Source organism: Blastomonas sp. AAP25, from assembly GCF_001295965.1.
GTDB classification, from domain to species: domain Bacteria; phylum Pseudomonadota; class Alphaproteobacteria; order Sphingomonadales; family Sphingomonadaceae; genus Blastomonas; species Blastomonas fulva.
This window is the reverse complement of record NZ_LJHP01000032.1, coordinates 25958-50813: the sequence shown is the minus strand read 5'-3', so window position 1 is coordinate 50813 and position 24856 is coordinate 25958. Positions and strand designations below refer to the sequence as shown.

23 protein-coding genes are annotated in these 24856 nt (G+C 63.2%); 8 read left to right on the top strand and 15 right to left on the bottom strand.

The features are described 5' to 3' along the window. Positions 1-56: 56 nt before the first annotated feature. The 4 genes from ppdK to IP68_RS17160 form a co-directional block, all read right to left on the bottom strand. Positions 57-2720 (bottom strand): pyruvate, phosphate dikinase, encoded by a 2664-nt coding sequence (gene ppdK, locus IP68_RS17175; RefSeq protein ID WP_054136236.1) that lies wholly within the window; start codon positions 2718-2720, stop codon positions 57-59. Positions 2721-2766: 46 nt separating this feature from the next. Beyond that, the gene (glyS, locus tag IP68_RS17170; protein ID WP_054136252.1) at positions 2767-5106 is read right to left on the bottom strand and encodes a glycine--tRNA ligase subunit beta; all 2340 of its coding nucleotides are present in this window, start codon (positions 5104-5106) and stop codon (positions 2767-2769) included. Next, positions 5103-5942: a glycine--tRNA ligase subunit alpha gene (locus IP68_RS17165; protein ID WP_054136235.1), complete on the bottom strand. Its 840-nt coding sequence runs from the start codon at positions 5940-5942 to the stop codon at positions 5103-5105. Before IP68_RS17165 ends, glyS begins: the two co-directional genes overlap by 4 nt. Before the next feature lie 275 nt (positions 5943-6217). Further along, positions 6218-8326, bottom strand: a complete 2109-nt coding sequence (locus IP68_RS17160) for a molybdopterin oxidoreductase family protein (protein WP_054136234.1) — start codon at positions 8324-8326, stop codon at positions 6218-6220. A 199-nt stretch (positions 8327-8525) separates the two neighbouring features. Between IP68_RS17160 and IP68_RS17155 the strand changes: the two genes are divergently transcribed. From IP68_RS17155 to IP68_RS17140, 4 genes are read left to right on the top strand one after another with little or no spacing between them, the layout of a single operon-like run. Continuing rightward, positions 8526-8717, top strand: coding sequence for a hypothetical protein (locus tag IP68_RS17155; protein ID WP_054136233.1), 192 nt, complete (start codon positions 8526-8528; stop codon positions 8715-8717). A 43-nt stretch (positions 8718-8760) separates the two neighbouring features. Continuing rightward, positions 8761-8973 carry a helix-turn-helix transcriptional regulator gene (locus IP68_RS17150; protein WP_054136251.1) on the top strand — a complete coding sequence of 71 codons (213 nt, stop codon included), beginning with the start codon at positions 8761-8763 and terminating at the stop codon, positions 8971-8973. Further along, complete coding sequence (locus IP68_RS17145) at positions 8966-9385, top strand: hypothetical protein (RefSeq protein ID WP_054136232.1); 420 nt, start codon at positions 8966-8968, stop codon at positions 9383-9385. The genes IP68_RS17150 and IP68_RS17145 overlap by 8 nt, the downstream gene beginning before the upstream one ends. Before the next feature lie 54 nt (positions 9386-9439). Beyond that, on the top strand, positions 9440-10405 hold the full coding sequence (locus tag IP68_RS17140) for a TraB/GumN family protein (protein ID WP_054136231.1): 966 nt from the start codon (positions 9440-9442) through the stop codon (positions 10403-10405). A gap of 54 nt (positions 10406-10459) precedes the next feature. On the opposite strand, the gene IP68_RS17135 is transcribed toward IP68_RS17140, so the two are convergent. Then, positions 10460-11584: an epoxide hydrolase family protein gene (locus tag IP68_RS17135; protein WP_054136230.1), complete on the bottom strand. Its 1125-nt coding sequence runs from the start codon at positions 11582-11584 to the stop codon at positions 10460-10462. 212 nt (positions 11585-11796) lie between these two features. Between IP68_RS17135 and IP68_RS17130 the strand changes: the two genes are divergently transcribed. Next, positions 11797-12438, top strand: coding sequence for a fasciclin domain-containing protein (locus IP68_RS17130; protein WP_197275847.1), 642 nt, complete (start codon positions 11797-11799; stop codon positions 12436-12438). Positions 12439-12490: 52 nt separating this feature from the next. Here IP68_RS17130 and phhA read toward each other — a convergent pair whose 3' ends face one another. Beyond that, positions 12491-13435, bottom strand: coding sequence for a phenylalanine 4-monooxygenase (gene phhA, locus IP68_RS17125; RefSeq protein WP_231684109.1), 945 nt, complete (start codon positions 13433-13435; stop codon positions 12491-12493). Positions 13436-13568: 133 nt separating this feature from the next. Between phhA and IP68_RS17120 the strand changes: the two genes are divergently transcribed. Both IP68_RS17120 and IP68_RS17115 read left to right on the top strand, forming a co-directional pair. Further along, a complete protein-coding gene (locus IP68_RS17120) occupies positions 13569-14030 on the top strand; it encodes an Lrp/AsnC family transcriptional regulator (protein ID WP_197275846.1) in 462 nt (153 codons plus the stop codon). 72 nt (positions 14031-14102) lie between these two features. Beyond that, positions 14103-14741 carry a trimeric intracellular cation channel family protein gene (locus tag IP68_RS17115; protein WP_054136229.1) on the top strand — a complete coding sequence of 213 codons (639 nt, stop codon included), beginning with the start codon at positions 14103-14105 and terminating at the stop codon, positions 14739-14741. 146 nt (positions 14742-14887) lie between these two features. On the opposite strand, the gene IP68_RS17110 is transcribed toward IP68_RS17115, so the two are convergent. From IP68_RS17110 to rpsM, 7 genes are all read right to left on the bottom strand, one after another. Beyond that, positions 14888-15565: a hypothetical protein gene (locus IP68_RS17110; protein ID WP_054136228.1), complete on the bottom strand. Its 678-nt coding sequence runs from the start codon at positions 15563-15565 to the stop codon at positions 14888-14890. A gap of 124 nt (positions 15566-15689) precedes the next feature. After that, entirely contained in the window at positions 15690-16064 is a 375-nt protein-coding gene (locus IP68_RS17105; protein ID WP_150126252.1) for a hypothetical protein, read from the bottom strand. A 333-nt stretch (positions 16065-16397) separates the two neighbouring features. Continuing rightward, a complete protein-coding gene (locus IP68_RS17100) occupies positions 16398-18494 on the bottom strand; it encodes a prolyl oligopeptidase family protein (RefSeq protein WP_231684106.1) in 2097 nt (698 codons plus the stop codon). Between the two features lie 140 nt (positions 18495-18634). Then, entirely contained in the window at positions 18635-19057 is a 423-nt protein-coding gene (gene rplQ, locus IP68_RS17095) for a 50S ribosomal protein L17 (RefSeq protein ID WP_054136225.1), read from the bottom strand. 120 nt (positions 19058-19177) lie between these two features. Then, positions 19178-20230: a DNA-directed RNA polymerase subunit alpha gene (locus tag IP68_RS17090; RefSeq protein ID WP_054136224.1), complete on the bottom strand. Its 1053-nt coding sequence runs from the start codon at positions 20228-20230 to the stop codon at positions 19178-19180. A 109-nt stretch (positions 20231-20339) separates the two neighbouring features. Further along, on the bottom strand, positions 20340-20729 hold the full coding sequence (gene rpsK / locus IP68_RS17085) for a 30S ribosomal protein S11 (RefSeq protein ID WP_017671843.1): 390 nt from the start codon (positions 20727-20729) through the stop codon (positions 20340-20342). A 91-nt stretch (positions 20730-20820) separates the two neighbouring features. Next, a complete protein-coding gene (rpsM, locus tag IP68_RS17080) occupies positions 20821-21189 on the bottom strand; it encodes a 30S ribosomal protein S13 (RefSeq protein ID WP_054136223.1) in 369 nt (122 codons plus the stop codon). A 298-nt stretch (positions 21190-21487) separates the two neighbouring features. Here rpsM and IP68_RS17075 point away from each other — a divergent pair, with 298 nt between their 5' ends. Continuing rightward, complete coding sequence (locus IP68_RS17075; protein ID WP_082382462.1) at positions 21488-22585, top strand: succinylglutamate desuccinylase/aspartoacylase family protein; 1098 nt, start codon at positions 21488-21490, stop codon at positions 22583-22585. A 38-nt stretch (positions 22586-22623) separates the two neighbouring features. On the opposite strand, the gene IP68_RS17070 is transcribed toward IP68_RS17075, so the two are convergent. Both IP68_RS17070 and IP68_RS17065 read right to left on the bottom strand, forming a co-directional pair. Beyond that, positions 22624-23754, bottom strand: coding sequence for a TIR domain-containing protein (locus IP68_RS17070; RefSeq protein WP_082382461.1), 1131 nt, complete (start codon positions 23752-23754; stop codon positions 22624-22626). Positions 23755-23766: 12 nt separating this feature from the next. After that, a complete protein-coding gene (locus IP68_RS17065; protein ID WP_054136222.1) occupies positions 23767-24111 on the bottom strand; it encodes a hypothetical protein in 345 nt (114 codons plus the stop codon). Positions 24112-24856 lie beyond the last annotated feature (745 nt).

Genomic DNA, 24856 nt, shown 5'->3' with positions numbered 1-24856 from the left:
GCGACGCGGCGGCATGACGCCGCCCGCCCCTCCCGCAAGCGGGAGGGGAGAGAGAATCAGGCCTTCTTCAGCGCCGCCTGTGCCGCAGCCAACCTTGCGATCGGCACGCGATAGGGCGAGGCGCTGACATAATCGAGGCCGGTGGTCTCGCAGAACGCGATGCTGGCAGGATCGCCGCCATGCTCGCCGCAGATGCCCAGTTTGATGTCGGGGCGCGTCTTGCGGCCCTTGGCGACCGCGATCTCGATCAGCTGGCCAACGCCCTCGATATCGAGGCTGACGAACGGATCGCGCGCGAAAATGCCCTTGTCGACATATTGCGTGAGGAACCGTCCCGCATCGTCGCGGCTTACGCCCAGCGTGGTCTGCGTGAGGTCATTGGTACCGAAGCTGAAGAACTCGCCCACCTCGGCGATCTCGTCGGCCATCAGCGCCGCGCGCGGCAGCTCGATCATCGTGCCGACCAGATATTCGATCCGGCGGCCCTTTTCGGCGAACACCATCTCGGCGGCGACATCGACCACCTTCTTCATCAGCTCGAGCTCGCGCCGGGTGGCGACCAGCGGAATCATCACCTCGGGAATCGGTGCCGCGCCGCTTTCGGCAGCGACATCGCACGCCGCCTCGAAGATCGCGCGCGCCTGCATTTCGTAGATTTCAGGGTAGGTGACGCCCAGGCGGCAGCCGCGATGGCCGAGCATGGGATTGAACTCGTGCAGTTCGTTGGCACGGCGCTTGAGCACCTCGACGCCGACGCCTGCAGCCTGTGCGACTTCGGCAAACTCGCTCTCGCTGTGCGGCAGGAACTCGTGCAGCGGCGGGTCGAGCAAACGGATGGTGACAGGCAGCCCCGCCATCACCTCGAAGATGCTGTGGAAGTCGGCGCGCTGTTCGGGTAGCAGCTTTTCGAGCGCGGCCCGCCGGCCCGCCTCATCCTCGGCGAGGATCATCTGGCGGACATTGGTGATGCGGCTCGCCTCAAAGAACATGTGCTCGGTGCGGCACAGGCCGATGCCCTCGGCACCGAAATCGCGCGCGACACGGCAATCCTCGGGCGTCTCGGCATTGGTGCGCACCTTGAGGCGGCGGACCTTGTCGGCCCAGCCCATCAGCACGCCGAAATCGCCGACCAGTTCGGGCTGCACGGTGGGAACCGAGCCCATCATCACCTCGCCGGTGGTGCCGTCGATGGTGATGGTGTCGCCCTCGCGCAGTTCGCGCTTGCCGATGCGCAGCACGCGCTCCTTGTTGTCGATCGAGAGGCTGCCCGCGCCCGAGACGCAGGGGCGCCCCATGCCGCGTGCGACCACGGCAGCGTGGCTGGTCATCCCGCCGCGTGCGGTCAGGATGCCGCGCGCCGCGTGCATGCCGTGGATGTCCTCTGGGCTGGTCTCGATGCGGACAAGGATCACCGAATCGCCCATCTCGTTGCGACGCTCGGCGGTGTCGGCATCGAACACAATCAGCCCGCTCGCCGCGCCCGGAGACGCAGGCAGGCCCTTGGTCAGAACGTCACGCACCGCATCGGGATCGAGCGAGGGGTGGAGCAACTGGTCGAGCGCCATCGGATCGACGCGCGCGATCGCCTCTTCCTCAGTGATCAGGCCTTCATTGGCCATGTCCACGGCGATCCGCAGCGCCGCCTTGGCGGTGCGCTTGCCCGAGCGGGTCTGCAGCATCCACAATTTGCCGCGCTCGACCGTAAACTCGATGTCCTGCATGTCGCGATAGTGCTTTTCGAGGATATCGAACACCCGCGCCAGTTCGGCATAGGTTTCGGGCATCGCCTCTTCCATGCTCTGCGGCTTGGCATTGGCTTCCTCGCGCGCCTGGCGGGTCAGGTACTGCGGCGTGCGGATCCCTGCGACCACGTCCTCGCCCTGCGCGTTGATCAGGAACTCGCCATAATACAGGTTCTCGCCGGTCGAGGGGTTGCGGGTGAACGCTACGCCGGTCGCCGAGGTGTCGCCCATGTTGCCGAACACCATCGCCTGCACATTGACCGCGGTGCCCCATTCGGCCGGAATGTCGTTAAGCCGGCGATAGACCTTGGCGCGTTCCGACTGCCACGATCCGAACACCGCGGCGACCGCGCCCCAGAGCTGGTCGTGCACATCCTGCGGGAACGGCTTGCCCCACTGGTCCTGCACCAGCGCCATATATTCGGCCACCAGCGCCTTCCAGTGCTTCGCCTCCATCTCGGTATCGCTGAAGAAGCCGTTGTCTTCCTTCATGATCTCGAGCGCTTCCTCGAACGCATCATGGTCGAGACCCAGCACCACGTCCGAATACATCTGGACGAAGCGGCGGTAGCTGTCCCACGCGAAGCGCTCGTCGCCCGAAACCTGCGCCAGCCCCTCGACGGTGGCATCGTTGAGGCCCAGGTTGAGCACGGTGTCCATCATGCCGGGCATCGACACACGCGCGCCCGAGCGGACGGAGACCAGAAGCGGATCGGCGGCATCGCCGAAGCTTTTGCCGGTGATCGCCTCGATATGCCTGAGCCCTTCTGCGACCTCGGCCTTCAGGCTGTCAGGGAACACCTCGCCATCCTGATAATAGCGCGTGCACATTTCGGTGCTGATGGTGAAGCCCGGCGGCACCGGCAGGCCGATGGACGCCATGCCATCAAGGTTCGCGCCCTTGCCGCCCAGCAGGAACTTGTCACCCGCGCCACCATCATTGGCGCCGCCACCGAACCGGTACACATATTTGGTCATCGCAATACTGCCTGTCCGTCTTGAATGTTGGTGAAGGGTGTCGAGATTATCCCTCGATCTTCGAAAAATCGGCAACCCGGTGAACCGCAGCGCGGAACCGCGCCAGCAGGTTCAGCCGCGCGGCGCGCTTGGCGGGGTCAGTATCGTTGACGGTCACGTCATCGAAAAACGCATCGATCGGCGCGCGCAGAACCGCAAGCGCGGCCATCGCGCCTTCGAAATCCTCGCCATGGATGGCGAGCTCGGCGAGCGGCTCGGCTTTATCGAGCGCTTCGATCAGCGCGATCTCCGCCGGTTCGGGATCATAGGGCAGCCCGGAGCCGGGCTGCGCCATTTCCGCAACGGCCAGCGCGACCCCCGGATCCTCGACCATCGACAGCGGATCTTCCTCACCGGTCTGCGCAATGCCGCCACCGGTTTCCGGCGTGTGGACCGTCGCGCTCGCATCGCCTCGTCCCTCTTTCTTGAGGATATTCGCCGCGCGCTTGTACCCCGCGAGCAGATTGCCACCCTCGCCCGTCTCGACAAAGGCTTGGAGCGCATGGACGCGCGCGAGCAGGCGGACGAGATCGTCCTCGCCGCCCAGCGCAAACACCGCGTCGATCAGGTCGTGCCGGACCCCGGCTTCGCGCTGCTGGACCTTGAGGCGGTCGGCGAAGAAGTCGAGAAGGTTAAGAACGCAGGGCATGACCAGGGTTTCGTAAACCTGATCGAGAACCTCATCGGAGAGTGAAGCGGCCAGAGCCTGGTTCCGTGCCTCATCTTCGTCGATTACGGGAAGCAAACCGATCGCGTTGTTTAATGCAGCCATAGCATCATCAAAGCGCTGGCGATCGCCTCGCCCAATCTGCATTCCGGCAAACTGGCTAATGGGATAAGCCAAAACCCAGGCCAAATTGGCGCGTATTCCGTTTGACAGAACGAGACGCAGTATACCGAGAGCGGATCGACGAAGGGCATATGGATCTTTCGATCCCGAGGGTGGCATGTTCGCAAAAAAGAATGTGGCAATCGTATCCAGCTTATCCGCCAAACTCACCGCAACCGTCACCGGCGCAGTTGGCACATCATCACCCTGACCGACAGGCTTGTAATGATCGCGGATGGCGGCCGCGACCTGGGGGTCCAGACCTTCCTTCGCCGCGTAATAACCGCCCATAAGCCCCTGAAGTTCGGGGAATTCGCCGACCATCTCGGTGACCAGATCGGCCTTGCACAGGTGTGCGGCTTGTTCGGCGAGCGCCGCGTCGCCCTTGACGATCCCCTCTTCGCACAACCACCGCGCCAGCTTGGCGACGCGCTCGACCTTGTCGGCGACGGTGCCCAGCTTTTCGTGGAACACGATGTTCTGCAGCTTCTCAGCATGCTGCTCGAGCGTCTTCTTCTGGTCGAGTTCCCAGAAGAACCGCGCATCGGAGAGCCGCGCTGCGAGCACCTTCTCGTTGCCCGCGACGATCGCCTTGCCGCCATCGTGCGCCGAAATGTTCGCAGTGCAGACGAACGCGGGCGCCAATGCCCCTGCAGCATCGCGCACGACGAAATATTTCTGGTTGATCCGGGTGGTTAGCTGGATGACTTCAGGCGGGACCTCAAGAAACGCCGGGTCATAACGGCCCAGCAGCGGCACCGGCCATTCGGTGAGCCCGGCGTTTTCGACCACCAGCCCTTCGTCCTCGACTAGCGCGAAGCCAGCGTCCGACGCTGCCTTGGCCGCGCCGCCACGGATGATGCTCGCGCGCTCGTCATGATCGACGATCACGTGCGCCGCACGCAGCGCGCTCGCGTAATCCTCGACGCCCGCAATCGTCACCGCGCCTTTGTGGTGGAAGCGGTGGCCGACCGTGCTGTCGCCCGCGACCAGGCCATCGACCTCGCACGGCACGACATAGCCGCCGAGCAGCGCGATGATGCCCTGCAGCGGACGCACCCAGCGCAGCGATTCCGTGGTCTGGCTCGCGGTGCCCCAGCGCATCGACTTGGGCCAGGGGAAGGCGCGGATGATCGCGGGGATCGCGTCGGCCAGCACATCGGCGGTGGCGCGGCCGGGCTTTTCGATCACAGCGAACAGGGTCGCGCGGCCCTTGACGTCGCGGGTCTCGAGCGCGTCGCGGGTCAGCCCCGCCTTGCGCAGGAAGCCATCGACCGCGGCATCGGGCGCATCGGCGGGTGGGCCCTTGAGCTCCTCGGACACGGCTTCGGTGGTCTCGGGCAGGCCGCGCGCGATCAATGCGAGGCGGCGCGGGGTCGAGAAGGTCTGCAGGCTCTGAGCCTTGAGGCCGGCGGCGGCGAGCTGTTCGGCGAACAATTTCTCGAGGTCGGCGCGCGCCTTGCCCTGCATCCGCGCGGGGATTTCCTCGGAGAGCAGTTCGAGCAGGAAATCGGTCACGCCGCCCACCCGTTCTTCTCCATCCATGCCTGGCAGCTGCCCTTCGCGAGATCGCGCACGCGGCCCATATAGGCTTGGCGTTCGGCGACCGAGATCACCCCGCGCGCCTGCAGCAGGTTGAAGACATGGCTCGCCTGGATCGCCTGCTCATAGGCCGGGATCGGCAGTTTCGCGTCGAGGCAGTTCTCGCACTCGGCGACTGCCTTGCGGAACGCGTCGAACAGGCTCTCGGTGTTCGCCACCTCGAAATTCCACGCGCTCATTTGGCGTTCGTTTTCCAGGAACACGTCGCCATACGTCACGCCGTTACCGTTGAAATCGAGGCCGTAGACGCTGTCCTTGCCCTGGATGTACATCGCCAGCCGCTCGAGCCCGTAGGTCAGCTCGCCCGCGACAGGCTTGCAGTCGAAGCCGCCCATCTGCTGGAAATAGGTGAACTGCGTCACCTCCATGCCGTCGCACCAGACCTCCCAGCCCAGCCCCCAGGCGCCGAGCGTCGGGCTTTCCCAGTCGTCCTCGACAAAGCGAATGTCGTGCAGCAGCGGATCGACGCCGATCGCGGTCAGGCTGTCGAGATAGAGCTGCTGGATTTCGCCGGGCGAAGGCTTGAGGATCACCTGATACTGGTAATAATGCTGCAGCCTATTGGGGTTCTCGCCATAGCGGCCATCGGTCGGGCGGCGACAGGGCTGGACGAACGCCGCATTCCACGGATCCGGGCCCAGCGCGCGCAAAGTGGTCGCGGTGTGGAACGTCCCTGCGCCCATGGGCATGTCATAAGGCTGCAATATCAGGCAGCCATGACGGCTCCAGAAGCTGTGCAGGGTCAGGATCATGTCCTGGAATGAGAGGCTTTGCTCGCTCAAAAGTCCGGGCCTTCGCAAGTGCACAATGATTGCGCCGCGCTTTGGCCGATGGAGGCGCTGGGGTCAAGTCGCAGGTGATTCAGGCTTGGTGTGCGGGGGCCAAGTTTTGCTTGGGTGATCGCAGGTCTTCCCACTTCTTCGGGTCCCCTGCGCAGGCAGGGGCCCATCTCCTGCCCCGTCGATGTCGCGCCTACCGGGAGATGGGCCCCCGCCTTTCGCGGGGGACCGGAAAATCGCGGCGGGAGCTACTCCGCCGCCACCGCTTCGCGCACCCGCTCCAGCGTCACCGGCGTTCCATTGAGCACCGCATTGCCCGAAATTGGGTCCATTGCTTGCGGGTCGGTGAGATCGTTGAGCGACACGCCGGGGCGCCGACCCGCAACCGAAAGCCGCGTCCCCGGCTTGTCATGCCCGAAACCGTGCGGGATCGAGATCACCCCCGGCATCACATCCTCGCTGATCTCGGCGGCAACCTCGACCGATCCGACGCGGCTGGTGATCCGCACCAGATCGCCATCGGTGACACTATGCGCCACGGCATCATCGGGGTGGATCATCGCCGTGCAGCGATCGGGCCCCTTGGCCAGCCTTGGCGAATTGTGCAGCCAGCTGTTGTTGTTGCGCACATGCCGCCGCCCGATCAGCAGCAGGGAGTCCGCCGGGGTGTCGGCAAGCGCCGTGCGCCACTGTTCAAGTGCCTCCAGGCACAATGCCGGCGCGCAGGCGATGCGCTTGTCTGGTGTCTGCAGGCGCTCAGGCAGCCGCTGGACGTGTGGACCGAAATCCCTGCCATTAGGGTTCGCCTCGAGTTCCTCGAGTGTCACGTCGTAATCCGATCGCGCGAGCATCGAGGCGAGCACGGTGCGCGGGGGCACGATGTTGGGCACCGCCTCGCCGCGGGCGTGCAGGATCGCGCGCGCCATCTCGGCGACGATCTCCCAGTCCGCTTTGGCTCCTTCCTCCATCGGCAGCGTCGCAGCCGAGTAATCGGCATAATTGCGGATCGCGATCGGGCCGAGCAACAGCGGATAGTGATCCTTTTCGAGCGGACCGCAAGGCGGCAGAATGTAGTGCGCGTGCGCGCTGGTGGCGGTCACGTACATGTCCACCGACACCATCAGGTCGAGCAGCGGCAGCGCCTCGCCCCACGCGCCGGGCGCCGAAAGCACCGGATTGCCCGAGAGCACCACCAGAGCCTTGATCTGCCCGTCGCCCGGGGTCGCAATCTCCTGCGGCAGCAGCGCGCTAGGAAATTCGCTGATCACCTCGGGCCGGTCGCCGATCCGCGAGCGAAAACGGTCGTAGGTCCCGGGGCCAGCGCCCGCCACCAGATCGACCACGGGGGACGAGAACATCACCCCGCCCTCGCGGTCCAGATTGCCGGTCGCGATATTGAGCAGCTGGATCAGCCACAGGTTGAGCGTCCCCGCCTCGGTGACCGAAACCCCCATGCGGCCATAGACGATGGCCGGCTCGCCACTGCCCAAGGTCGCTGCCAGATCGCGGATCACCGGCTCGGCAATGCCGCAATGCGCCGCCAGGCGGGCGACATCGAAGCCGCGGATCGCAGCCCAGGCAGCCGCCCAGCCCTCGTCGAGCATCGGCTCGAGCCTGCCGGGCTTGACCAGCCCCGCCTGGTCGAGCGCCTTGAGCAGGGCGAGCAGCAAGGCGGTGTCGGTGCCGGGGCGGATGAAATGGTGCGCGTCGGCGATCTTGGCGGTCTCGGTGCGGCGCGGATCGATCACCACCACCTGCCCGCCGCGCTTCTGCACCGCTTTCAGCCGCTTCTTCACATCGGGGACGGTCCACACGCTGCCGTTGCTGGCAAGCGGGTTGCCGCCGATGATCAGCATGAACCGTGTGCGATCGACATCGGGGATCGGGAACAGCGCGTTGTGGCCGTACATCCACATCTGGATCAACTGGTGCGGGATCTGGTCGAGCGTCGAAGCCGAATACAGCGTGCGCAGCTTCATCGCCTTGCGCAGAACGCCGGTCTGCGTGCCCGTGGCGTAATTGTGGGCATTGGGGTTGCCCATGTACATCGCGGGCTGTCCGCCGCCTGCCATCACCTCGGCCATCCGCGCACCGATCTCGGCAAAGGCGGTATCCCAACTGATCTCCTGCCAGCTGTCGCCCACGCGCTTGACCGGACGGCGCAGCCGGTCTGGGTCGTCCTGCAGATCCGCGAGCGCGGTCGCCTTGGGGCAGATATGGCCGCGGCTGAGCACATGATCGGGATTGCCGCGGATCGAGACGACGGTGCGCCCCTGCACCTCGACCAGCACGCCGCAATTGGCCTCGCACAGATGGCAGGTGCGCGCGTGAATGCTGGTGGCCGATTCGTCCGCCATGGCTGTCTCTCCCGTTGTCGTTGGCCGACAGGCTATCAGCGCAGGCGGGGGCTGACCAGCCACCGAAATCCGCCACTTTCCGTAGCGGATGTCATGCGTCACTGCCACTAAGTCAGGGTCACTTGACATGGTCAGCGAATCACGACATAAAGTCAGGGTAAGCTGACATTTGGTCAGTGGACAATGACAGGACTTCGCGATGACCATGTTCCGCCCCGCGCTCGACGCCCGCACCGTCCGCCGCCCGCCCTTGTGGGTCGCGGGGCTGGGATCGGCGCTGCTGACCGGGCTGTTGTGCGTGTGGATCAGCGGCGATGCCCCCGATGTCCCCTCGCCCGCTTCAGGCGGTGCGGCGGTGTTGCTGGCCCCGGTCTTTCTGGTGCTGGCGTGATCGGGCCGCGAGGAGGCGAGAGGATGACCCACGGATGGACGACATGAAGAACCGGCTGAAGGTGCTGCGCGCCGAGCGTGACTGGAGCCAGGCCGAACTCGGCGCGCGACTGGATGTCTCGCGCCAGGCGATCAACGCAATCGAGACCGGAAAATATGACCCCTCATTGCCGCTCGCCTTCCGGATCGCGCGGCTGTTCGAAATGCCAATCGAGGAGATTTTCGATGACGAGTTCAACGGAGGCGATCATGGCTGAAACAGACTGGCAGGCGCGTGCGCGGGAGCGCAAGCGCCGGGTCAACCTGGTGGTGGGCACTTTGTTCTGCATCGGGCTGTTGTCGGGCTTTCTGGTCGGCTTTTTCGAGGACGAGAAGGCAGACCTGCTTTCCGCCAACAGCATTCCGCCCTGGCTCGCGGTGGCCAGCGCCATCCTGTTCGTCGTTGCCACCACCATCGGCTCGTGGAAGCTGATGCAGGTCTCGGACGAGCTGGAAAGGACGATTCACATCAAGACCACGGTCGTCGCCGGCAATGTCATGCTCATCGGCTATCCGACATGGTTCATCCTGTGGAAGGGCGGCATCGTGCCCGAGCCCGATGCGCTGTGGCTGTTCCTGGCAGGGTTCGCCGCCAGCGCAATCGCCTATGCCTGGTACAAGCTGCGCTGACAGACCTTTTTTTTCATTCCCCTCCCCCAACACGATCAAAGGATACTTCCCATCATGACCATCACCAGAACACTGCGAACCACCGCCGCCACGCTCGCGCTTGCCGGCGTTACCGCGCTCGGCTTTGCCAGCCAGCCGCTGCTGGCGCGCGATCAGACAAGCGTCGCCGAGGTGCTGGGCGCCGCCCCCACCACCGCGCCTGCGACGCAGGACGTGAACCCTGCGATGTGGATCGTGCGTGACAAGGACACCACCATCTATCTGTTCGGCACGGTGCATGTGCTGCGCCCGGGGCTCAACTGGCTGAAGGACGACATCAAGGCCGCTTTCGACGGATCGGACGAGCTGGTGCTAGAAGTCACCGAGCCCGAGGACCCGTCGATCATGCCCACGATCCTGTCGAAGATGGCGACCAACCCGGCCGGTACCACGCTGCGCAGCCTGCTCGATGCCCCGGTGCTCGCCAAATACGAATCCGCGCTGGGCACGCTCAAAATTCCGGCGGCATCGCTCGACGGCTACAAGCCGTGGTTCGCTGCGGTGACGCTGACCACCGTGCCGCTGCTGATGCAGGGCTATGACCCAAACAGCGGTGCCGAAAAGGTGCTGTCCAACGCCGCCAAGGCGCAGGCCAAGCCGGTCGGCCAGCTCGAGACGATCGAGCAGCAGCTGGGCATCTTCAATTCGCTCGCGACCAAGGAGCAGATCGCGTTCCTCGACGTGACGCTCGATGGCGTCCCCGAGGTCACCGCCCAGATCGACACGATGGTCGACGCCTGGGGCAAGGGCGATCTGACCCGGCTCGACACGCTGCTCAACGAAGGCTTCGAGAGCTATCCGGGGCTGTACGACGCGCTGCTGACCGACCGCAACACCAACTGGGCCAACTGGATCAAGGCGCGGATGGAACAGCCGGGCACCGTGTTCATCGCGGTCGGCGCGGCGCATCTGGTCGGCAAGGACAGCGTGCAGGCGATCCTGGAAAAGCAGGGCATTACCAGTACCCGCATTTCGAAGTAACATCTGAGGATCGAAGGACCCCGTCAGCCCAGTGCTGGCGGGGTTCGTGTGTTGTCAGAGCGCAGCGTTGCGGAAGCAGGCGCGGACTTCTTCCACGAAGATCTGCGGCACCTCAAGCGCGGCAAAATGTCCGCCGTGATCGACCTCGTTCCAGTAGATGATGTTGCTGAAGCGCTTTTCCGCCCAGCGGCGCGAGGTCTGGAACAGCTCCTTGGGGAAGATCGTCCCGCCCATCGCCACGCTGACCGGGTCGAACCCCATGTTCGAAAAGCTGTGCCAGTAGAGCCGCGCCGAGGAGGCTGCCGAGTTGGTCAGCCAGTACAAGGTGATCGTGTCGAGCAATGCATCGCGGCTGAAGCCCGAAAACGTGTCGTCGCAATCCGACCAGTTGCGGAATTTCTCGAGGATCCAGGCCATCTGGCCCACCGCGGAATCGGCGAGCGCATAGCCGATGGTCTGCGGCCGCGTCTTCTGGATCGCCGAATAGCCGCTTTCCTTCTCCTGATAATATTGCATCCGCGCCGCCGCGCGCTTTTCCAGATCGCTCAGGTCCGCCATCGTCGCAGGGTCAGGCAGCGCCAGCACCATGTTCGAATGCACGCCTGCGCACGCGCCCAGATTTTGCCGCGCGATCTCCAGCGTTACCCCGGATCCCCAGTCGCCGCCCTGCGCGAAATAGCGCTCATAACCTAAAGCCAGCATCAGGTCGTTCCACACCTTGGCGATCTTGGTGATCGACCAGCCCGTCTCGGTGGGCTTGCCTGAAAAGCCGAAGCCGGGGAGCGAGGGAATGACGAGGTGGAAGGCGTCCGCCGGGTCCGCCGGGTTGGTCAGCGGCTCGATCACCTCCATGAATTCCATCACCGATCCCGGCCAGCCATGCGTCATGATCAGCGGCCGCGCGCCCTCATGGGCTGAGCGGATATGGAGGAAATGGATGTCGACGCCGTCGAATTCGATCAGAAACTGCGGATAGGCGTTGAGCGCCGCCTCGCAGGCGCGCCAGTCATAGCCGTCCGCCCAATAGGCTGCATAGTCCTGCACCACGGCCAGCGGGATGCCCTGATCCCAGTCATCCACCGTCTCCTTTTCGGGCCAGCGCGCCGCCAGAATGCGCTGCCTCAGATCGTCGAGCTGGGCCTGGGGGATATCGATGTGGAACGGACGTGGCTTGGTCATGGGGCGAAACCTATCCGATGAAATGTGTGCTGGCAAACGCCCCGGATCCGGCCAATGCCGACATATCTTTCGTGCCAAGGGAAACAATAACCCTTCAGCACCGTTCGTTTGTCGCACGGCCATGTCATGGCATTCGTCATGACGACCCATCAACGCATCAGCAAAGGCGTGATGTGGAAAAGATAATGGCCGACGCACAAGGAGATACTTCAATGAAAACCGCTTTTCTTTCGTCCTTCGTGGCGGCCTCAGCCCTGATCCTCGGCGCCTGCGGATCGGAAAACGTCACCACCGAATCCGACGTCACCGTTCCGGCTGACGCACCGATGGCCACCGATGGCCCCGCGGCCAACGGCATGAATGCAACCGGCACTGTCATGGTCGGCGGCGCGGAAATGCTGCCGACCCGCAACATCGTCGAAAACGCTTCGGAATCGCCGATCCACAGCACGCTCGTCGCTGCAGTCAAGGCTGCAGGCCTGGTCGATACGCTTGCCGGTACCGGACCGTTCACGGTCTTCGCTCCGGTGAACACCGCGTTCGAGAAGCTGCCTGCCGGCACCGTCGACACGCTTCTGAAGCCTGAAAACAAGGCCAAGCTGTCGGGCATCCTGACCTATCACGTGGTGTCGGGCCGCATGACCGCTGCCGATCTTGCCAAGGCGATCACCGATGGCAACGGCACCGCGACGCTGACCACCGTGCAGGGTGAAAAGCTCACCGCCAAGATGGATGGCACCAATGTCGTGCTGACCGGCGAAGGCGGCAGCACCGCGATCGTCACCCAGGCGGATGTCCCGCAGTCGAACGGCGTGATCCACGTCATCGACAGCGTGCTGATGCCCAAGGCCTGATGACCGGTTCCGGGCGGTCGGCAGCGATGCCGCCCGCCCGGAGCACATCCCGTCACACCGGCTTGGCGCCAGACCCCTGCCCGCCCCGATTGGCGTATTCCTGGCTGCCCAGGTGATAGACCTTGTCGCCGCCCAGCACCGCCTGGTTGGAGTATGTGAAGCCCGGGTTGAGCCCGCGATACAGATCGTCGAAATTGCGCTCGACGGTCTTGCGGTAGAGTTCCTCGAAACTGTCGATCACGAAATAGGTCGGCTGCATGTCCGAGATGACATAATCGGTGCGCATCACCCGGTCGACTTCGAGATGCACGCGGTTGGGCGATTGCCCTTCCACCGAGAATTTCGCCTCGAGCGGCCCTGACAGGATGCCTGCGCCATAGGCCCGGATACCCTCGGCCTCGCGGATCAGCCCGAATTCGACCGTGTACCAGTACAGCGCCGAAAGCGCCTTCAAGCGGTTGTACGCCAGCGCCTTCCAGCCCGCGCGGCCATATTCCTGCATGTAATCGGCATAGATCGGGTCGGTCAGCATCGGCACATGGCCGAACACGTCGTGGAACACGTCGGGCTCGGAAATGTAATCGAACTGCGCGCGGGTGCGGATGAAGTTGCCCGCCGGGAAGCGCCGGTTGGCGAGGTGATAGAAAAACACATGATCGGGGATCAGCATCGGCACCGGCACCACCGACCAGCCGGTGATCGGCTGCAGCTCCTCGCTGAGTGCACCGAAATCGGGAACGCCGCCGCGCCCCAGATCGAGCCGCTTCAGCCCCGCCAAGAATCTGCTCGCCGCGCGGCCGGGCAGCACGTCCATCTGCTGCGCGAACAGATCATCCCAGATGCCATGCTCCTCCGCAGTGTAGACCCGCTGCTGCGGTTCGAGCCAATCCTCGCCCAGATGCGCAGGCCGCTGCAGCGGCGCCACGCACGTGCCTTCGGGCACCTGCGGAATGGTGGAGAAGTCGACCGCGTCGGGCCGGATGAGCAGGCTTTCCATGCATCGTCCCCTGTGATGGCTTGAGCGCCGATATAGCATGGGCTGCACGAAAAATCCTTTCGATTTCTTGCCCCACAGCGCCCTGATCGGGATAATCCTTCCCTTTAGGCCTCTATCAAGGTACATCCTGCCGATGATCGAACTGGAACCGGAAGATATCCGTATCCTGCGCGCGTTGCAGGACAATGGCCGCATCACCAATGCGGAGCTCGCCGAAACCGTGGGCATGTCTGCCTCGCCCTGCTGGCGGCGGGTGCGCAGGCTGGAGGCGGATGGCGTGATCCGCGGCTATTCCGCACGGCTCAGCCGCCGAGCCCTGGGGCTGGGCGTGCTCGCTTATGTCAGCGTCGAGATCGCCGACCATAACGACGCGCTGACCCGTGCGTTCGAGGACGCGGTCGCGGGGCTGGACGAGGTCATCGCCTGCCACCAGGTCACCGGCGGCGCGGACTATATCCTCACCGTCGTCAGCCAGGATCTCGACAGCTACGCCGATTTCGCCAACAAGCGGCTGCGCCCGATCGCGGGGATCAAGTCGATCAGCACCAGCTTCGTGCTCAAAGAGGCCAAGCCGCAGTCGGGGCTTCCGGTCTAGCGGGCGGGCGCGATGGCCCGCGCGCACAATCGCGGGTGAAATCCGCGCGCCGATCCTCTACAGCCCCTCGCCATGGCTACCCCTTTGCCCCCTGTCATCGACCTCGGCACCATATTGGGTGCGCTCGACCTGTTCGGAATCGCGGTGTTCGCCGCCTCGGGCGCGCTGGCTGCGGCGGCAAAGCGGCAGACCTTCGTCACCTTCACCTTTTTCGCGCTGGTCACCGGGGTCGGCGGCGGCACGGTGCGCGATCTGCTGATCGGCGCGCCGGTGTTCTGGATCGTCAATTCGGGCGTGCTGGTGGTGGTGCTGGCGGTGTCCGCTTTGTTGTGGGTCACTCCGCAGCATTGGTGGCAGGGGCGGATGCTCGACTGGTTCGATGCGGTGGGGCTGGGTGCCTATGGCGTGTTCGGCGCGGCCAAGGCGATGCAGTTCGGGGTCGACCCGCTGCCTGCGGTCATGATGGGGGTGATCACCGCGTGCGTCGGCGGGATCATCCGCGATGTGCTGGCGGGCGAACCCTCGATCATCCTGCGGCCCGAGCTCTACGTCACCGCTGCAGCCTTGGCATCGGGCCTGTATGTCGGGCTGCGGCTCACAGGGCTGGACACGGAATATGCCGCGATCATCGGTGCGGTGGCGGGCTTCGTGCTGCGCGGCCTTGCGATCCGCTACAACATCGCCCTGCCCGCCTATCGCGGCAACGGTTGATCGCAAAGCGCTCTGTACGTCCCTTCGCGCTGCGAATGCGCTTGTGGTGTTACCCCTGCGGCGCGCGAAGGGGCAAAGCGCGCCGCAGGGGTTGAAGCCGGACGGAAATGCCTGATGGAGGCAGACCCGCCCGGTAGAGCAATCGCTTATTCGGGCGGGTACGGGTCCGCATCGTTGCGATAGGCAAAATCATCGTCGCCGCCCTGGGGCGGGACATAGGCCGGGTCGCCGGCATCGCCGAACACCTGACCGTCCGCGCCGACATCGCCAGCGCCCCATGCGCCATTGGCGCGGTTGAAGCGAACATAGTCGATGCGGCCATAGCTGATCCCGCAGGTAAAGCTGTCGACTCCGGTGTTGCGCGATCCGACCAGACCCTCGACACGCCAGCCATTGCCGTCGCGCACGACATTGTCGATCCGCTCGACCCGGGCGCCGAAGCCCGACTGCGCCGCTGCCGCCGCACCGCACTGGGTGGAGGCGGAGCGGACATCGTCGTTGTAGCTGTAGCGATCATTGGGACCGTTGCGGTTGCGGCTGCTATTGGTCGCTGCGCTCGCGATCGCCGCGATCCCGCCGAGGATCAGCGCGCCTGCGAGAATATCGCCGCCATCGATGCCGCGGTTGCGACCGCGCCAGCCGCGATTGCCCCAGCCGCCGCGCCACTGGCCAGCCTGCTCGTCGCGCTGGTCCCATGCAAGATCGGCGAGCGCGGAATACCCGCCAGCGCCGGAACTGGTGGAAACCGGCGCCGCCATCGCGGGCGCCAAGCCCGTCACCATCATCGCGCCCGCTGCACCCAGGCCTGTCAAAGCTTTCAGCATATCAATTGCCTTTCACATCCATGGCCAAGGCGCACCGCGCTGTACCCAAGTTCAACCGATTGTTTAGGCGGTCCAGCCTGTCGCCACGCTGAACCGCCTGGGAGCCTGATGGGCATGCGCGACCTCAGCGAAAGTTGCCGAGTCCTCTGAGGCGCACATCCACCACCCGGCCCCGATCCACGAAGCAGGTAAAGCGACCGCGATCCGATCCGCCGCGCCAGCGCCCGTTGCCATCGACCACGATGCGGCCCTCGACGCGCAGCCCGAAGCGGGTGCGGTCAATGTCGCGAACCTGGGTGACCTGGGCGAAGCGGCCGAAACGGCGCGCCTCAAACTCTGCGGCGCGCACGCACTGGTTCACCGCGCGGTCGCCACCGCCGCCCCAGCGCCCACCGCCCTGCCAGCCGCCGCCCCACTGGGCCTGCGCCGGCATCGCTGCTGCAACCATGGCAGCCGCACCGAGCAGCGCCGCGCCAATCACACCCTTTGCCTTTGCCATGTTTCGATCCTTCATTCCTCCCCGCGAGGCCCTGTGCCGTGCGGGACGAATGCAGGATTACCGATTCGCCGCTGTGAAGAGCCTGAACTGCGCTGACAGGAACTGTTCAGGTTTGCGGGGCTGTAGATGAATGGATTGGCTGCAGAGTTCAGGCAGCCCTTCCCCGTCGATCGGGAACGCTGACGGAGTGCACCTCTCCCCTCCCGCCTGCGGGGGGGGGTGGACGAGGCCCAGCCGAGGCCGGGGTGGGACTGTAGTGTCGCAAATTTCAGGCCCACCCCGGTCCGGCAAGCCGGACCTGCCCCTCCCGCAAGCGGAAGGGGAGAGATCGCCTTACTCGCCTGCGATCTTCAGCCCGGTGAAGTGCGCGAGGAAGGCGTAGATGTCCGAGAATTCCTCGATGATCTTGTCGGTGGGCTTGCCCGAGCCATGGCCGGCGCGCGTCTCGATGCGGATCAGATGCGGCTTGTCGCCAGCCTGCGTCGCCTGCAGGCGAGCGGTGTACTTGAAGCTGTGGCCGGGCACCACGCGGTCGTCGGTGTCGGCGGTCGAGACCATCACCGCAGGATAATCGGCTTTGCGGATCGTGTGATAGGGCGAATAGGTCAGAAGCGTCCTGAAGTCGGCCTCCTTGTTCGGATAGCCATAATCATCGACCCAATAGCGCCCGGCGGTGAAGCGGTCGAAGCGCAGCATGTCCATCACGCCCACCGCCGCGTGCGCAGCGCTGAACAGATCGGGCCGCTGGTTGACCACAGCGCCCACCAGCAGCCCGCCGTTCGAGCGGCCTTCGATTGCCAGCTGGTCCTTGCCGGTGACGCCTTGCTTGATCAGATACTCGCCCGCCGCGATGAAGTCGTCGAACACGTTCTGCTTGTTGGCGAGCCGTCCGGCATCGTGCCACGCCTTGCCGTATTCGCCGCCGCCGCGCAGGCTCGCCTGGGCATAGACGCCGCCCTGCTCGAGCCACGCCAGCCGCGTCGGCGAGAAGCCGGGCAGCACCGAGATGTTGAAGCCGCCATAGCCATAGAGCAATGTCGGCGCGGGGCCGGTGACGGTCTTCTTGCGGACGATGAACATCGGCACCTTGGTGCCGTCTTTGCTCGCATAGAAGCGCTGCTCGACGGCATAATCATCGGGGTTGAACGCCAGCTTGGGTTCGGCCCAGGGCGAGACCTGGCCCAATGTCAGGTCATAGCGATAGATCGTCGTCGGGCGGTTGAAGCTCGAATAGGCGAAGAAGGTTTCCTTCGAATCCAGATCGCCATCGAAGCCGCCGACCGAACCGATCCCCGGCAGCGGCAGCTCGCCCATCGGCTTGCCCGCCAAATCGAACAGCTTCACGACGTTGCGCGCATCCTGCAGATAGTTGGCGACCAGCTTGCCGCCGACCACCGAGGCACCCGCGATCACCGCCTCGCCTTCGGGCACCACCGTCTCGATGCTGGCTTCACTGCCGTTGCGCGCCATCGAGACGATGCGCAGCCGCGGCGCATCCTTGTTGGTGACGAAATAGATCCGGTCCCCGGCCATGCCGATCATCTGCCAGTCGTTGACCAGCTCGGGCACGATCACGCGCTGCGACGTGGATGCCTTGGTGCCGTCCAGATCGATCATGGTGAGGCGATAGCGCTCATCGGTGCCCGAGGACGAGGTGACCAGCAGGAAGCTGCCATCGTCGGAGACCTGCGCGCTGTGATTGAGCTGCGGCTCCTGCGGCGTCGCATAGATCAGCGGATCGGCACTCTGCGGCGTCCCGATCGCGTGATAGCGGATTTCCTGGTTGGTGTTGAGCGACTGGAACTCGCCCTCCTTGTCGGGCTCGGGGAAGCGCGAATAATAGAATCCCTTGCCCGCCTTGTCCCATTCCAGCGCGGAGAACTTGACCCATTTGACATCGTCATCCAGTGGCTTGCCGGTGGCGACATCGAGGATCTTGACCGTGCGCCAGTCGCTGCCGCCATCCTGGATCGAATAGATCAGCTTGCTGCCGTCCTCGCTGGGCACCCAGGCATCAAGCGCAGTGGCGCCGTCCTTGGCCCAGCCGTTGGGATCGATCAGCACCCGCTCGGCGCCGTTCGCGCCATCTTTCACGTACAGCACCGCCTGGTTCTGCAGCCCCGAATTGCGCGTGAAGAAATAGCGGTTGCCCGCGACCTCGGGCACGCCGGTGCGCGCATAATCGTACAAAGCGCGCATGCGGGTGGCGAGCGCGGCGCGGCCGGGCAACGTCTCAAGATAGGCGTCGGTGACCTTGTTCTGCGATTCCACCCACGCGGCGACCTTGGGATCGACCCGGACGTCGTTTTCCAGCCAGCGATAGGGATCGGCCACCTTGACGCCGAACTGTTCCTCGACCGTGTCCACGGTTTCGGTGGCCGGATACGACAAGGGCGCTTCCTGCGCGATCAGCGGTCCGGAAAGTGTCATGGCTGCGGTCCCCAGCAAAGCGGCAAGAGTGGCGCGAGTGCGCATTGGCGATCCCCTATGATATTGATTGAACAAACGAAAACAGGCCGCGAATGTGGACATTCGCGGCCTGTTTGGCAATCCGGTATAGGATGAAACGATTACGCGCCTTCGTACTCGTCTTCGTCGCTCATGACCGGACCGGAGTCCTGGCCCTTGGCGCTGAAGTCACGATCGACGAGTTCGATGATGCCCATCGGGGCAGCGTCCGAGGCGCGGAAACCGGCCTTCAGCACGCGGGTATAGCCACCCTCGCGGTCGGCATAACGCGGTGCCAGCGTGTCGAACAATTTGGCGAGCTGGGTTTCGTCCATCAGGCGAGCCATCGCCAGACGACGGTTCGAAAGACCGCCGCGCTTGGCCAGCGTGATCAGTTTTTCGACATAGGGACGCAGTTCGCGTGCCTTGGGAAGGGTGGTGGTGATCTGCTCGTGCTTGATCAGCGAGGCTGCCATGTTGCGCAGCATCGCGATACGGTGCGAGCTGGTCCGCTGCAGCTTGCGCTTGCCAATTCCGTGACGCATTTTCAGTACTCCGTTCGTAAGGGGGCCGTTTGAGGTACCCCGGTCCAGGCGGTGTTAACGGCCACCGCCGATGCCGATCTTATGAATCCTCCCCCAGCAAGCCGGGGGAGGACTGAACTATTAACCCAGCAGTTCCTGCTCGAGCTTCTTGGCCATTTCCTCGATGTTCTCGGGCGGCCATCCGGGGATGTCCATGCCGAGGCGAAGACCCATGCTCGAGAGCACTTCCTTGATTTCGTTCAAGGACTTGCGGCCGAAGTTCGGGGTGCGCAGCATCTCGGCTTCGGTCTTCTGGACCAGATCGCCGATATAGATGATGTTGTCGTTCTTGAGGCAGTTTGCGCTGCGGACCGACAGTTCCAGCTCGTCCACCTTCTTGAGGAGGTAACGGTTGATCTGGTTGGCATCGCCTTCTTCGGGTGCAGCCTGACTGACCGAGCCCGAGCTCGCCTGGGTCAGGCTGTCTTCGAAGTGGACGAACAGCTGCAGCTGATCCTGAAGGATGCGCGCAGCATAGGCCAAAGCGTCTTCCGGAGCGACGGTGCCGTCGGTTTCCATGGTCAGCGACAGGCGGTCATAGTCCAGCTCCTGGCCGACGCGGGTGTTTTCCACCTTGTACGACACCTGACGGATCGGCGAGAACAGCGAATCCACCGGGATCAGGCCGATCGGCGCATCGACCGGACGGTTGGCCACGGCGGGGACATAGCCCTTGCCGGTGTCGCAGGTCAGTTCGATGTTCAGCGTCGCACCGTCATCAAGATGGCAGATCACCAGATCCTTGTTCATCACCTCGATATCGCCAGACACGGCGATGTCGCCGGCCTTCACCTGAGCAGGGCCGGTGGCGGAAAGCTGAAGCCGCTTGGGGCCTTCGCCTTCCATCTTCAGCGCGATCTGCTTGATGTTGAGGACGATATCGGTCACGTCTTCGCGCACGCCGGCGAGCGAGGAAAACTCGTGCAGCGCGTTTTCGATCTTGATCGAGGTGATGGCCGCGCCCTGGAGCGACGACAGCAGCACGCGACGCAGCGCGTTGCCGAGCGTCAGGCCAAAGCCCCGCTCCAGCGGCTCTGCGACAAAGGTAGCCTTGCGCTTGGGATCACCGCCGGTCTTGATTTCAAGACCGTTCGGCTTCTTCAGTTCCTGCCAGTTCTTGATGTTGACAGTCATGGACTTCCCCTGAGTGTTGGGCGGGGGCGACGCTGGTAACGCGCTTGGGAACCCCGGCCGGAAATTGCAAAGGATGGCGCGTCCGCCACCCCCATAGACAGCCTGGGTGTCAGACGCGGCGCCGCTTGGACGGACGAACCCCGTTGTGGGGGATCGGCGTCACATCGCGGATAGATGTGATGGTGAAGCCCACGGCCTGCAAGGCCCGAAGCGCAGATTCACGACCCGAACCCGGGCCCTTGACTTCGACTTCCAGCGTGCGGACGCCATGTTCGGCGGCCTTCTTGCCCGCGTCTTCAGCACACACCTGTGCGGCGTAAGGGGTCGACTTGCGGCTGCCCTTGAAGCCCATCATGCCGGCAGACGACCAGCTGATCGTGTTGCCCTGAGCATCGGTGATGGTGATCATGGTGTTGTTGAAGCTGGCGTTGACGTGAGCAACACCAGACGAGATATTCTTGCGCTCGCGCTTTTTGAGCCTTTGCGGTTCGCGTGCCATAGTTCGTTATCCTGGAATAAAGGCCTGATATCAGGCCATAAAGCTGGGGAAAGAAAAACAAGGGCGGGACGCATGAAGCGCCCCGGCGTCCTTATTTCTTCTTGCCGGCGATCGGCTTGGCCTTGCCCTTGCGGGTACGCGCATTGGTGTGCGTGCGCTGGCCGCGGACCGGAAGGCCCTTGCGATGACGCAGGCCGCGATAGCAGGCCAGATCCATCAGACGCTTGATGTTCATCGCGGTCTGGCGACGGAGGTCACCTTCCACGGTGTGATCGGCATCGATGGTTTCGCGGATCTGCAGCACTTCGGCGTCGCTCAGGTCCTGAACGCGACGGGCGTGATCTATACCCAGCTTGTCGGCGATTTCCAGCGCCTTGGTGCGCCCGATTCCATGAATGTAGGTCAGCGCAATGATAACGCGCTTGTTGGTAGGGATGTTCACCCCGGCGATACGTGCCACTTAATACTTCTCCTGCTCCACAGGGTGCGTCAGCCGCACCCCATCTCAACGCTTCACGACCATAAAGCGCAAAACACAGGCCACACGCATTTTAAGATGCGCTGCCTGTTTTTAAGCCGCTTAATGAAAATGAGTGCCGCGCATAAGCGGAGTCGCCCGGGCTGTCAAGCGCGGGACAAGACAAAAGCATGGGTCTGCGCGACGAATGGTATTGCGCCTGCCGACAGCATCGCGTCATACTCTCACCCGGCCCGGCGCGCAAGCCAGACGCAGGACAACGGGCCAGCCGGGGGGCCCGATGACCGACAGCCTGAACACCGCCGATGGCGCCCTGCCCCCCGACCCCGACCCCGGCGCCAGCGCGCAGCCTTTCACCATCGCGGGCACGGTGATCGATCCCGGTGCCAGCGCGACCATCGCCATCCCCGTCAGCAACACCGCAACCGGGCTTCCAGCCAGCCTGTACGTCCGCGTGCTCCACGGTGCGCGCCCCGGCCCGTGCATATTCGTCTCCGCCGCGATCCATGGCGACGAGATCATCGGCACCGCGGTGATCCAGCGGCTGCTCGCCAAGCTCGACGCGCAGACCATGGCGGGCACGGTGCTGTTCCTGCCGGTGGTCAACATCTTCGGTTTCCAGGCGCACAGCCGCTATCTGCCCGACCGGCGCGATCTCAACCGCTCGTTCCCCGGCAGCGCCAGGGGATCGCTCGCAGCCCAGCTCGCCGCCAAGTTCCTCAAGGAGGTGATCTGCCACTGTACGCTTGGCATCGACATCCACTCGGCCGCGGTCCACCGCTACAACCTGCCGCAGATCCGCATCGCGCCCGACAACGAGAATTTGCGCGAGCTCGCGATGCTGTTCGGCGCGCATGCGGTGATCGAGAGCCCCTTGCGCCCCGGATCCCTGCGCGACATCGCGCGCGGCGAAGGGGTCGACATGCTGCTGATGGAGGCCGGCGAGGCTTTGCGCTTCGACGAGCTGTCGGTGCGCTGCGGGGTCAACGGCGTGCTCAACGTGATGGCGCACCTCAAGATGATCCAGCCGCACCCCGAAGCCACGCAAGTCACCATCCCCGCCCGATCCCGCCGCGCCATCTGGGTCCGCGCCCCCCGTGGTGGCCTGTGCATGCTCCAGCAGAAATCGGGCGACGCGGTGAAGAAGGGCGAGGTCATCGGCCGCGTCGCGGGCATCTTCGGCGACGACGCCCAGGAATTCCGCGCCCCCATCGACGGCATCATCATCGGCCACGCGGTGCTGCCCGTGGTCAACCAGGGCGATGCACTGGTGCACATCGCCGAGGTGATGCGGTTCGGCGATGTCGAGGAGCGGGTGGATCAGATCACCGAGGCACTGTTGAACGATAGGTTGCTGGATGAGGATGAGTTGATTTGAGGGGGGCCGTTTTCCAAGTTTAATATGGCATATTGTAGTCAGCGGTCAGAAACTAGTTTCTCTCTTTCTAAAACTCGACGAATGTCCTCAAATGCCGCCCCGATATTTCCTTTAGGGAACCGTATTTGTCCCAACCCATGAACATTAGAAAACTCGGCGCAGCCTTCCTCCAAAAGGATAATTGCTCGCTCGAATCCAAGCCTGCCTTGGAATAGCCCGACCTCATGCACAACATTCATTCGCGCATTCATTTTGCCTTCCGCAGTCTCGTCTTCGCCAGTCATTATTAGAAAGGCGATAGCAGCGGAATCGAGCATTTCGGCAAGCCGGACGGTATTAGAAAAGCCTGCGACAGGAACGCGATTGAATTCATCCCAAGGGAGATTAAGTCGGCCTTCAACGAAGTCTTTTAACTCTCTCCGAATTTGCGATCTTCCGTGCCCAATAAAAACATTTGTCCCCACTCGTGCATCTTGCTTCGCTATTTCACCCTTGCGATCGAGATGCGACGCGGCGCGCCGTGCAATCTGGGCAGCCTCATAGCAGATATTAAACGCCTGCCTGATGGAGGCTACCTCCGCCTTTATTGAAAGATGTGGGGGTATCCTTGATCGCTGACCGACGGCGGTGGTATCTCGCGTCATGATCTTACCCTTAGGCATCCAGATTTCAGCAATGTCGCCTGCCGACATAGGTTCGAGCTTCTCAAGGTCAGAGAGTAGCTGACTCAGAAATTGATCACTGCTGCCATTGTTTGCATTTAGGAGGATTGAACGCATTTCTGCAGTTGCCGATTTGAAGATCTCGTCCGCCTCGCTGGCCTCGCGATTCAGGTCGGTCAGATCAGGATCTCCGGCCTTGGCACGTATTGTCGCAATGATTTCTCTGGGATCCTGTTCAATCCACTTTCCATTGCTGCCGAGCCTACCAGGAGACATGCTCATGAGACCCCATTCTTGGCTGAAGTGGGCTCCTGGCGGCGGTGGAGTCAGGCCCGCGTAGTAGACATAGGCGTGGTATCCCAACCAAGACCCTGAGAATGAACGGCCAATTTCCGTGGCGACGTCGTCGAGCGCCTTTAAAGCAGCCTCATTTGCCAACAGCAATTCGGTACCGCTAGCCGATTGGAGTATATCAGCGAGTTGAAACAATTCTTGCGAGTATTGCATACAAACGCCATTCTATATTTTGGAGGCATTGTAAATTTTGCCAGGAACCATCCCAGCGATCAGTGGGTCATCCGCTTTGACCTTTATTGCCGTCCATTTCATTTCAAGTCCATCGTTGATCAGACTATTCACAATTCGCTCGTCATCGGCCACGGGTCCAAGATAGATGTCTTCTTCCGGCAAAATGACTGTCACACAATTTGAAACGCAGACAATTAATTGCATTTCATCTTTTATGGCCGCCCATGCCCAGCGCTTCAGATCGGCATAGTAAGCTGGCTCTTTCCAAGCCATTGGACGGTCGGGGTCGACGTGGATCGCTAGGCGGCTTCCACCTAGCTCAGCAACGATAACCATCTTACACTTGGATGGCAGCCAATGGTCGCCGGCCAATGGCCAGCTAAGGTACCCACAATAGAAATTCCTGCACTCATCCGGTCGATCGCTATAGTTGAGGCACCCTTTGCCAATTTTGCAAAATTTACACCATTTCCCCTGCGGCTTGGCCAACTCGCTAATACTCAGTACCTTGCAGCACAGGGTACAACTTCCACATTCCCTGCCAAGCATAATAGCTGAATTTTCTGATTTTGCGCTCATCAAAAAATGTTGCTCTAATTATACGGATTTGACAAGCAGCGCCCCGACATTTCTACCGCTGAACGTCAATTCGGATCACAGAATGTCGTATAAGGCCAATATTGACATTTATCACCAAATGGGTTAGTAGTTTTCCGCTTCCGTACCAAATCTGCCCGGTACGGATCAAAGGCATGTGCTTTCCCGGGATCATCCGGGGGCGGCGGGTTGGGGCTGGTGGGTGGGCTTTTCGCGAGAGCCGGAACCCCATTGGACAAGCCGAACCCAGGCGGCAGACGGTCAGCTGTGCGGCAGCTTTGGATTTCCTTCCTCGCCGCACACCGGTCTCGGCCGGGAGCCACCGAAAGCGCAAGATGGAAGGACCATCAGCCCTTGGCGGGATGAGGCTTAGCACCAGATCACCCGCCAGTCCGCCGCACGCATCCGGTTTCGACCGGACCGTTCCCGGCCCGCCGCCCCGCGCGCGCTTGCGTGTGTTTTCAGGAACGGGAGGGGTGCGCGC

Excerpts from the sequence above, each read along its gene's own strand:
- IP68_RS17120 (WP_197275846.1), top strand. The coding sequence starts at position 13,569 with ATGATCGAACTGGAACCGGAAGATATCCGTATCCTGCGCGCGTTGCAG.
- ppdK (WP_054136236.1), bottom strand. The coding sequence starts at position 2,720 with ATGACCAAATATGTGTACCGGTTCGGTGGCGGCGCCAATGATGGTGGC.
- phhA (WP_231684109.1), bottom strand. The coding sequence starts at position 13,435 with ATGGAAAGCCTGCTCATCCGGCCCGACGCGGTCGACTTCTCCACCATT.
- IP68_RS17165 (WP_054136235.1), bottom strand. The coding sequence starts at position 5,942 with ATGATCCTGACCCTGCACAGCTTCTGGAGCCGTCATGGCTGCCTGATA.
- IP68_RS17090 (WP_054136224.1), bottom strand. The coding sequence starts at position 20,230 with ATGACTGTCAACATCAAGAACTGGCAGGAACTGAAGAAGCCGAACGGT.
- IP68_RS17075 (WP_082382462.1), top strand. The coding sequence starts at position 21,488 with ATGACCGACAGCCTGAACACCGCCGATGGCGCCCTGCCCCCCGACCCC.
- IP68_RS17150 (WP_054136251.1), top strand. The coding sequence starts at position 8,761 with ATGAAGAACCGGCTGAAGGTGCTGCGCGCCGAGCGTGACTGGAGCCAG.
- IP68_RS17105 (WP_150126252.1), bottom strand. The coding sequence starts at position 16,064 with ATGGCAAAGGCAAAGGGTGTGATTGGCGCGGCGCTGCTCGGTGCGGCT.
- IP68_RS17070 (WP_082382461.1), bottom strand. The coding sequence starts at position 23,754 with ATGCAATACTCGCAAGAATTGTTTCAACTCGCTGATATACTCCAATCG.
- IP68_RS17130 (WP_197275847.1), top strand. The coding sequence starts at position 11,797 with ATGAAAACCGCTTTTCTTTCGTCCTTCGTGGCGGCCTCAGCCCTGATC.
- IP68_RS17065 (WP_054136222.1), bottom strand. The coding sequence starts at position 24,111 with ATGGTTATCGTTGCTGAGCTAGGTGGAAGCCGCCTAGCGATCCACGTC.
- IP68_RS17140 (WP_054136231.1), top strand. The coding sequence starts at position 9,440 with ATGACCATCACCAGAACACTGCGAACCACCGCCGCCACGCTCGCGCTT.
- IP68_RS17110 (WP_054136228.1), bottom strand. The coding sequence starts at position 15,565 with ATGCTGAAAGCTTTGACAGGCCTGGGTGCAGCGGGCGCGATGATGGTG.
- IP68_RS17100 (WP_231684106.1), bottom strand. The coding sequence starts at position 18,494 with ATGACACTTTCCGGACCGCTGATCGCGCAGGAAGCGCCCTTGTCGTAT.
- IP68_RS17155 (WP_054136233.1), top strand. The coding sequence starts at position 8,526 with ATGACCATGTTCCGCCCCGCGCTCGACGCCCGCACCGTCCGCCGCCCG.
- IP68_RS17115 (WP_054136229.1), top strand. The coding sequence starts at position 14,103 with ATGGCTACCCCTTTGCCCCCTGTCATCGACCTCGGCACCATATTGGGT.
- IP68_RS17160 (WP_054136234.1), bottom strand. The coding sequence starts at position 8,326 with ATGGCGGACGAATCGGCCACCAGCATTCACGCGCGCACCTGCCATCTG.
- IP68_RS17135 (WP_054136230.1), bottom strand. The coding sequence starts at position 11,584 with ATGACCAAGCCACGTCCGTTCCACATCGATATCCCCCAGGCCCAGCTC.
- rpsK (WP_017671843.1), bottom strand. The coding sequence starts at position 20,729 with ATGGCACGCGAACCGCAAAGGCTCAAAAAGCGCGAGCGCAAGAATATC.
- IP68_RS17145 (WP_054136232.1), top strand. The coding sequence starts at position 8,966 with ATGGCTGAAACAGACTGGCAGGCGCGTGCGCGGGAGCGCAAGCGCCGG.
- rplQ (WP_054136225.1), bottom strand. The coding sequence starts at position 19,057 with ATGCGTCACGGAATTGGCAAGCGCAAGCTGCAGCGGACCAGCTCGCAC.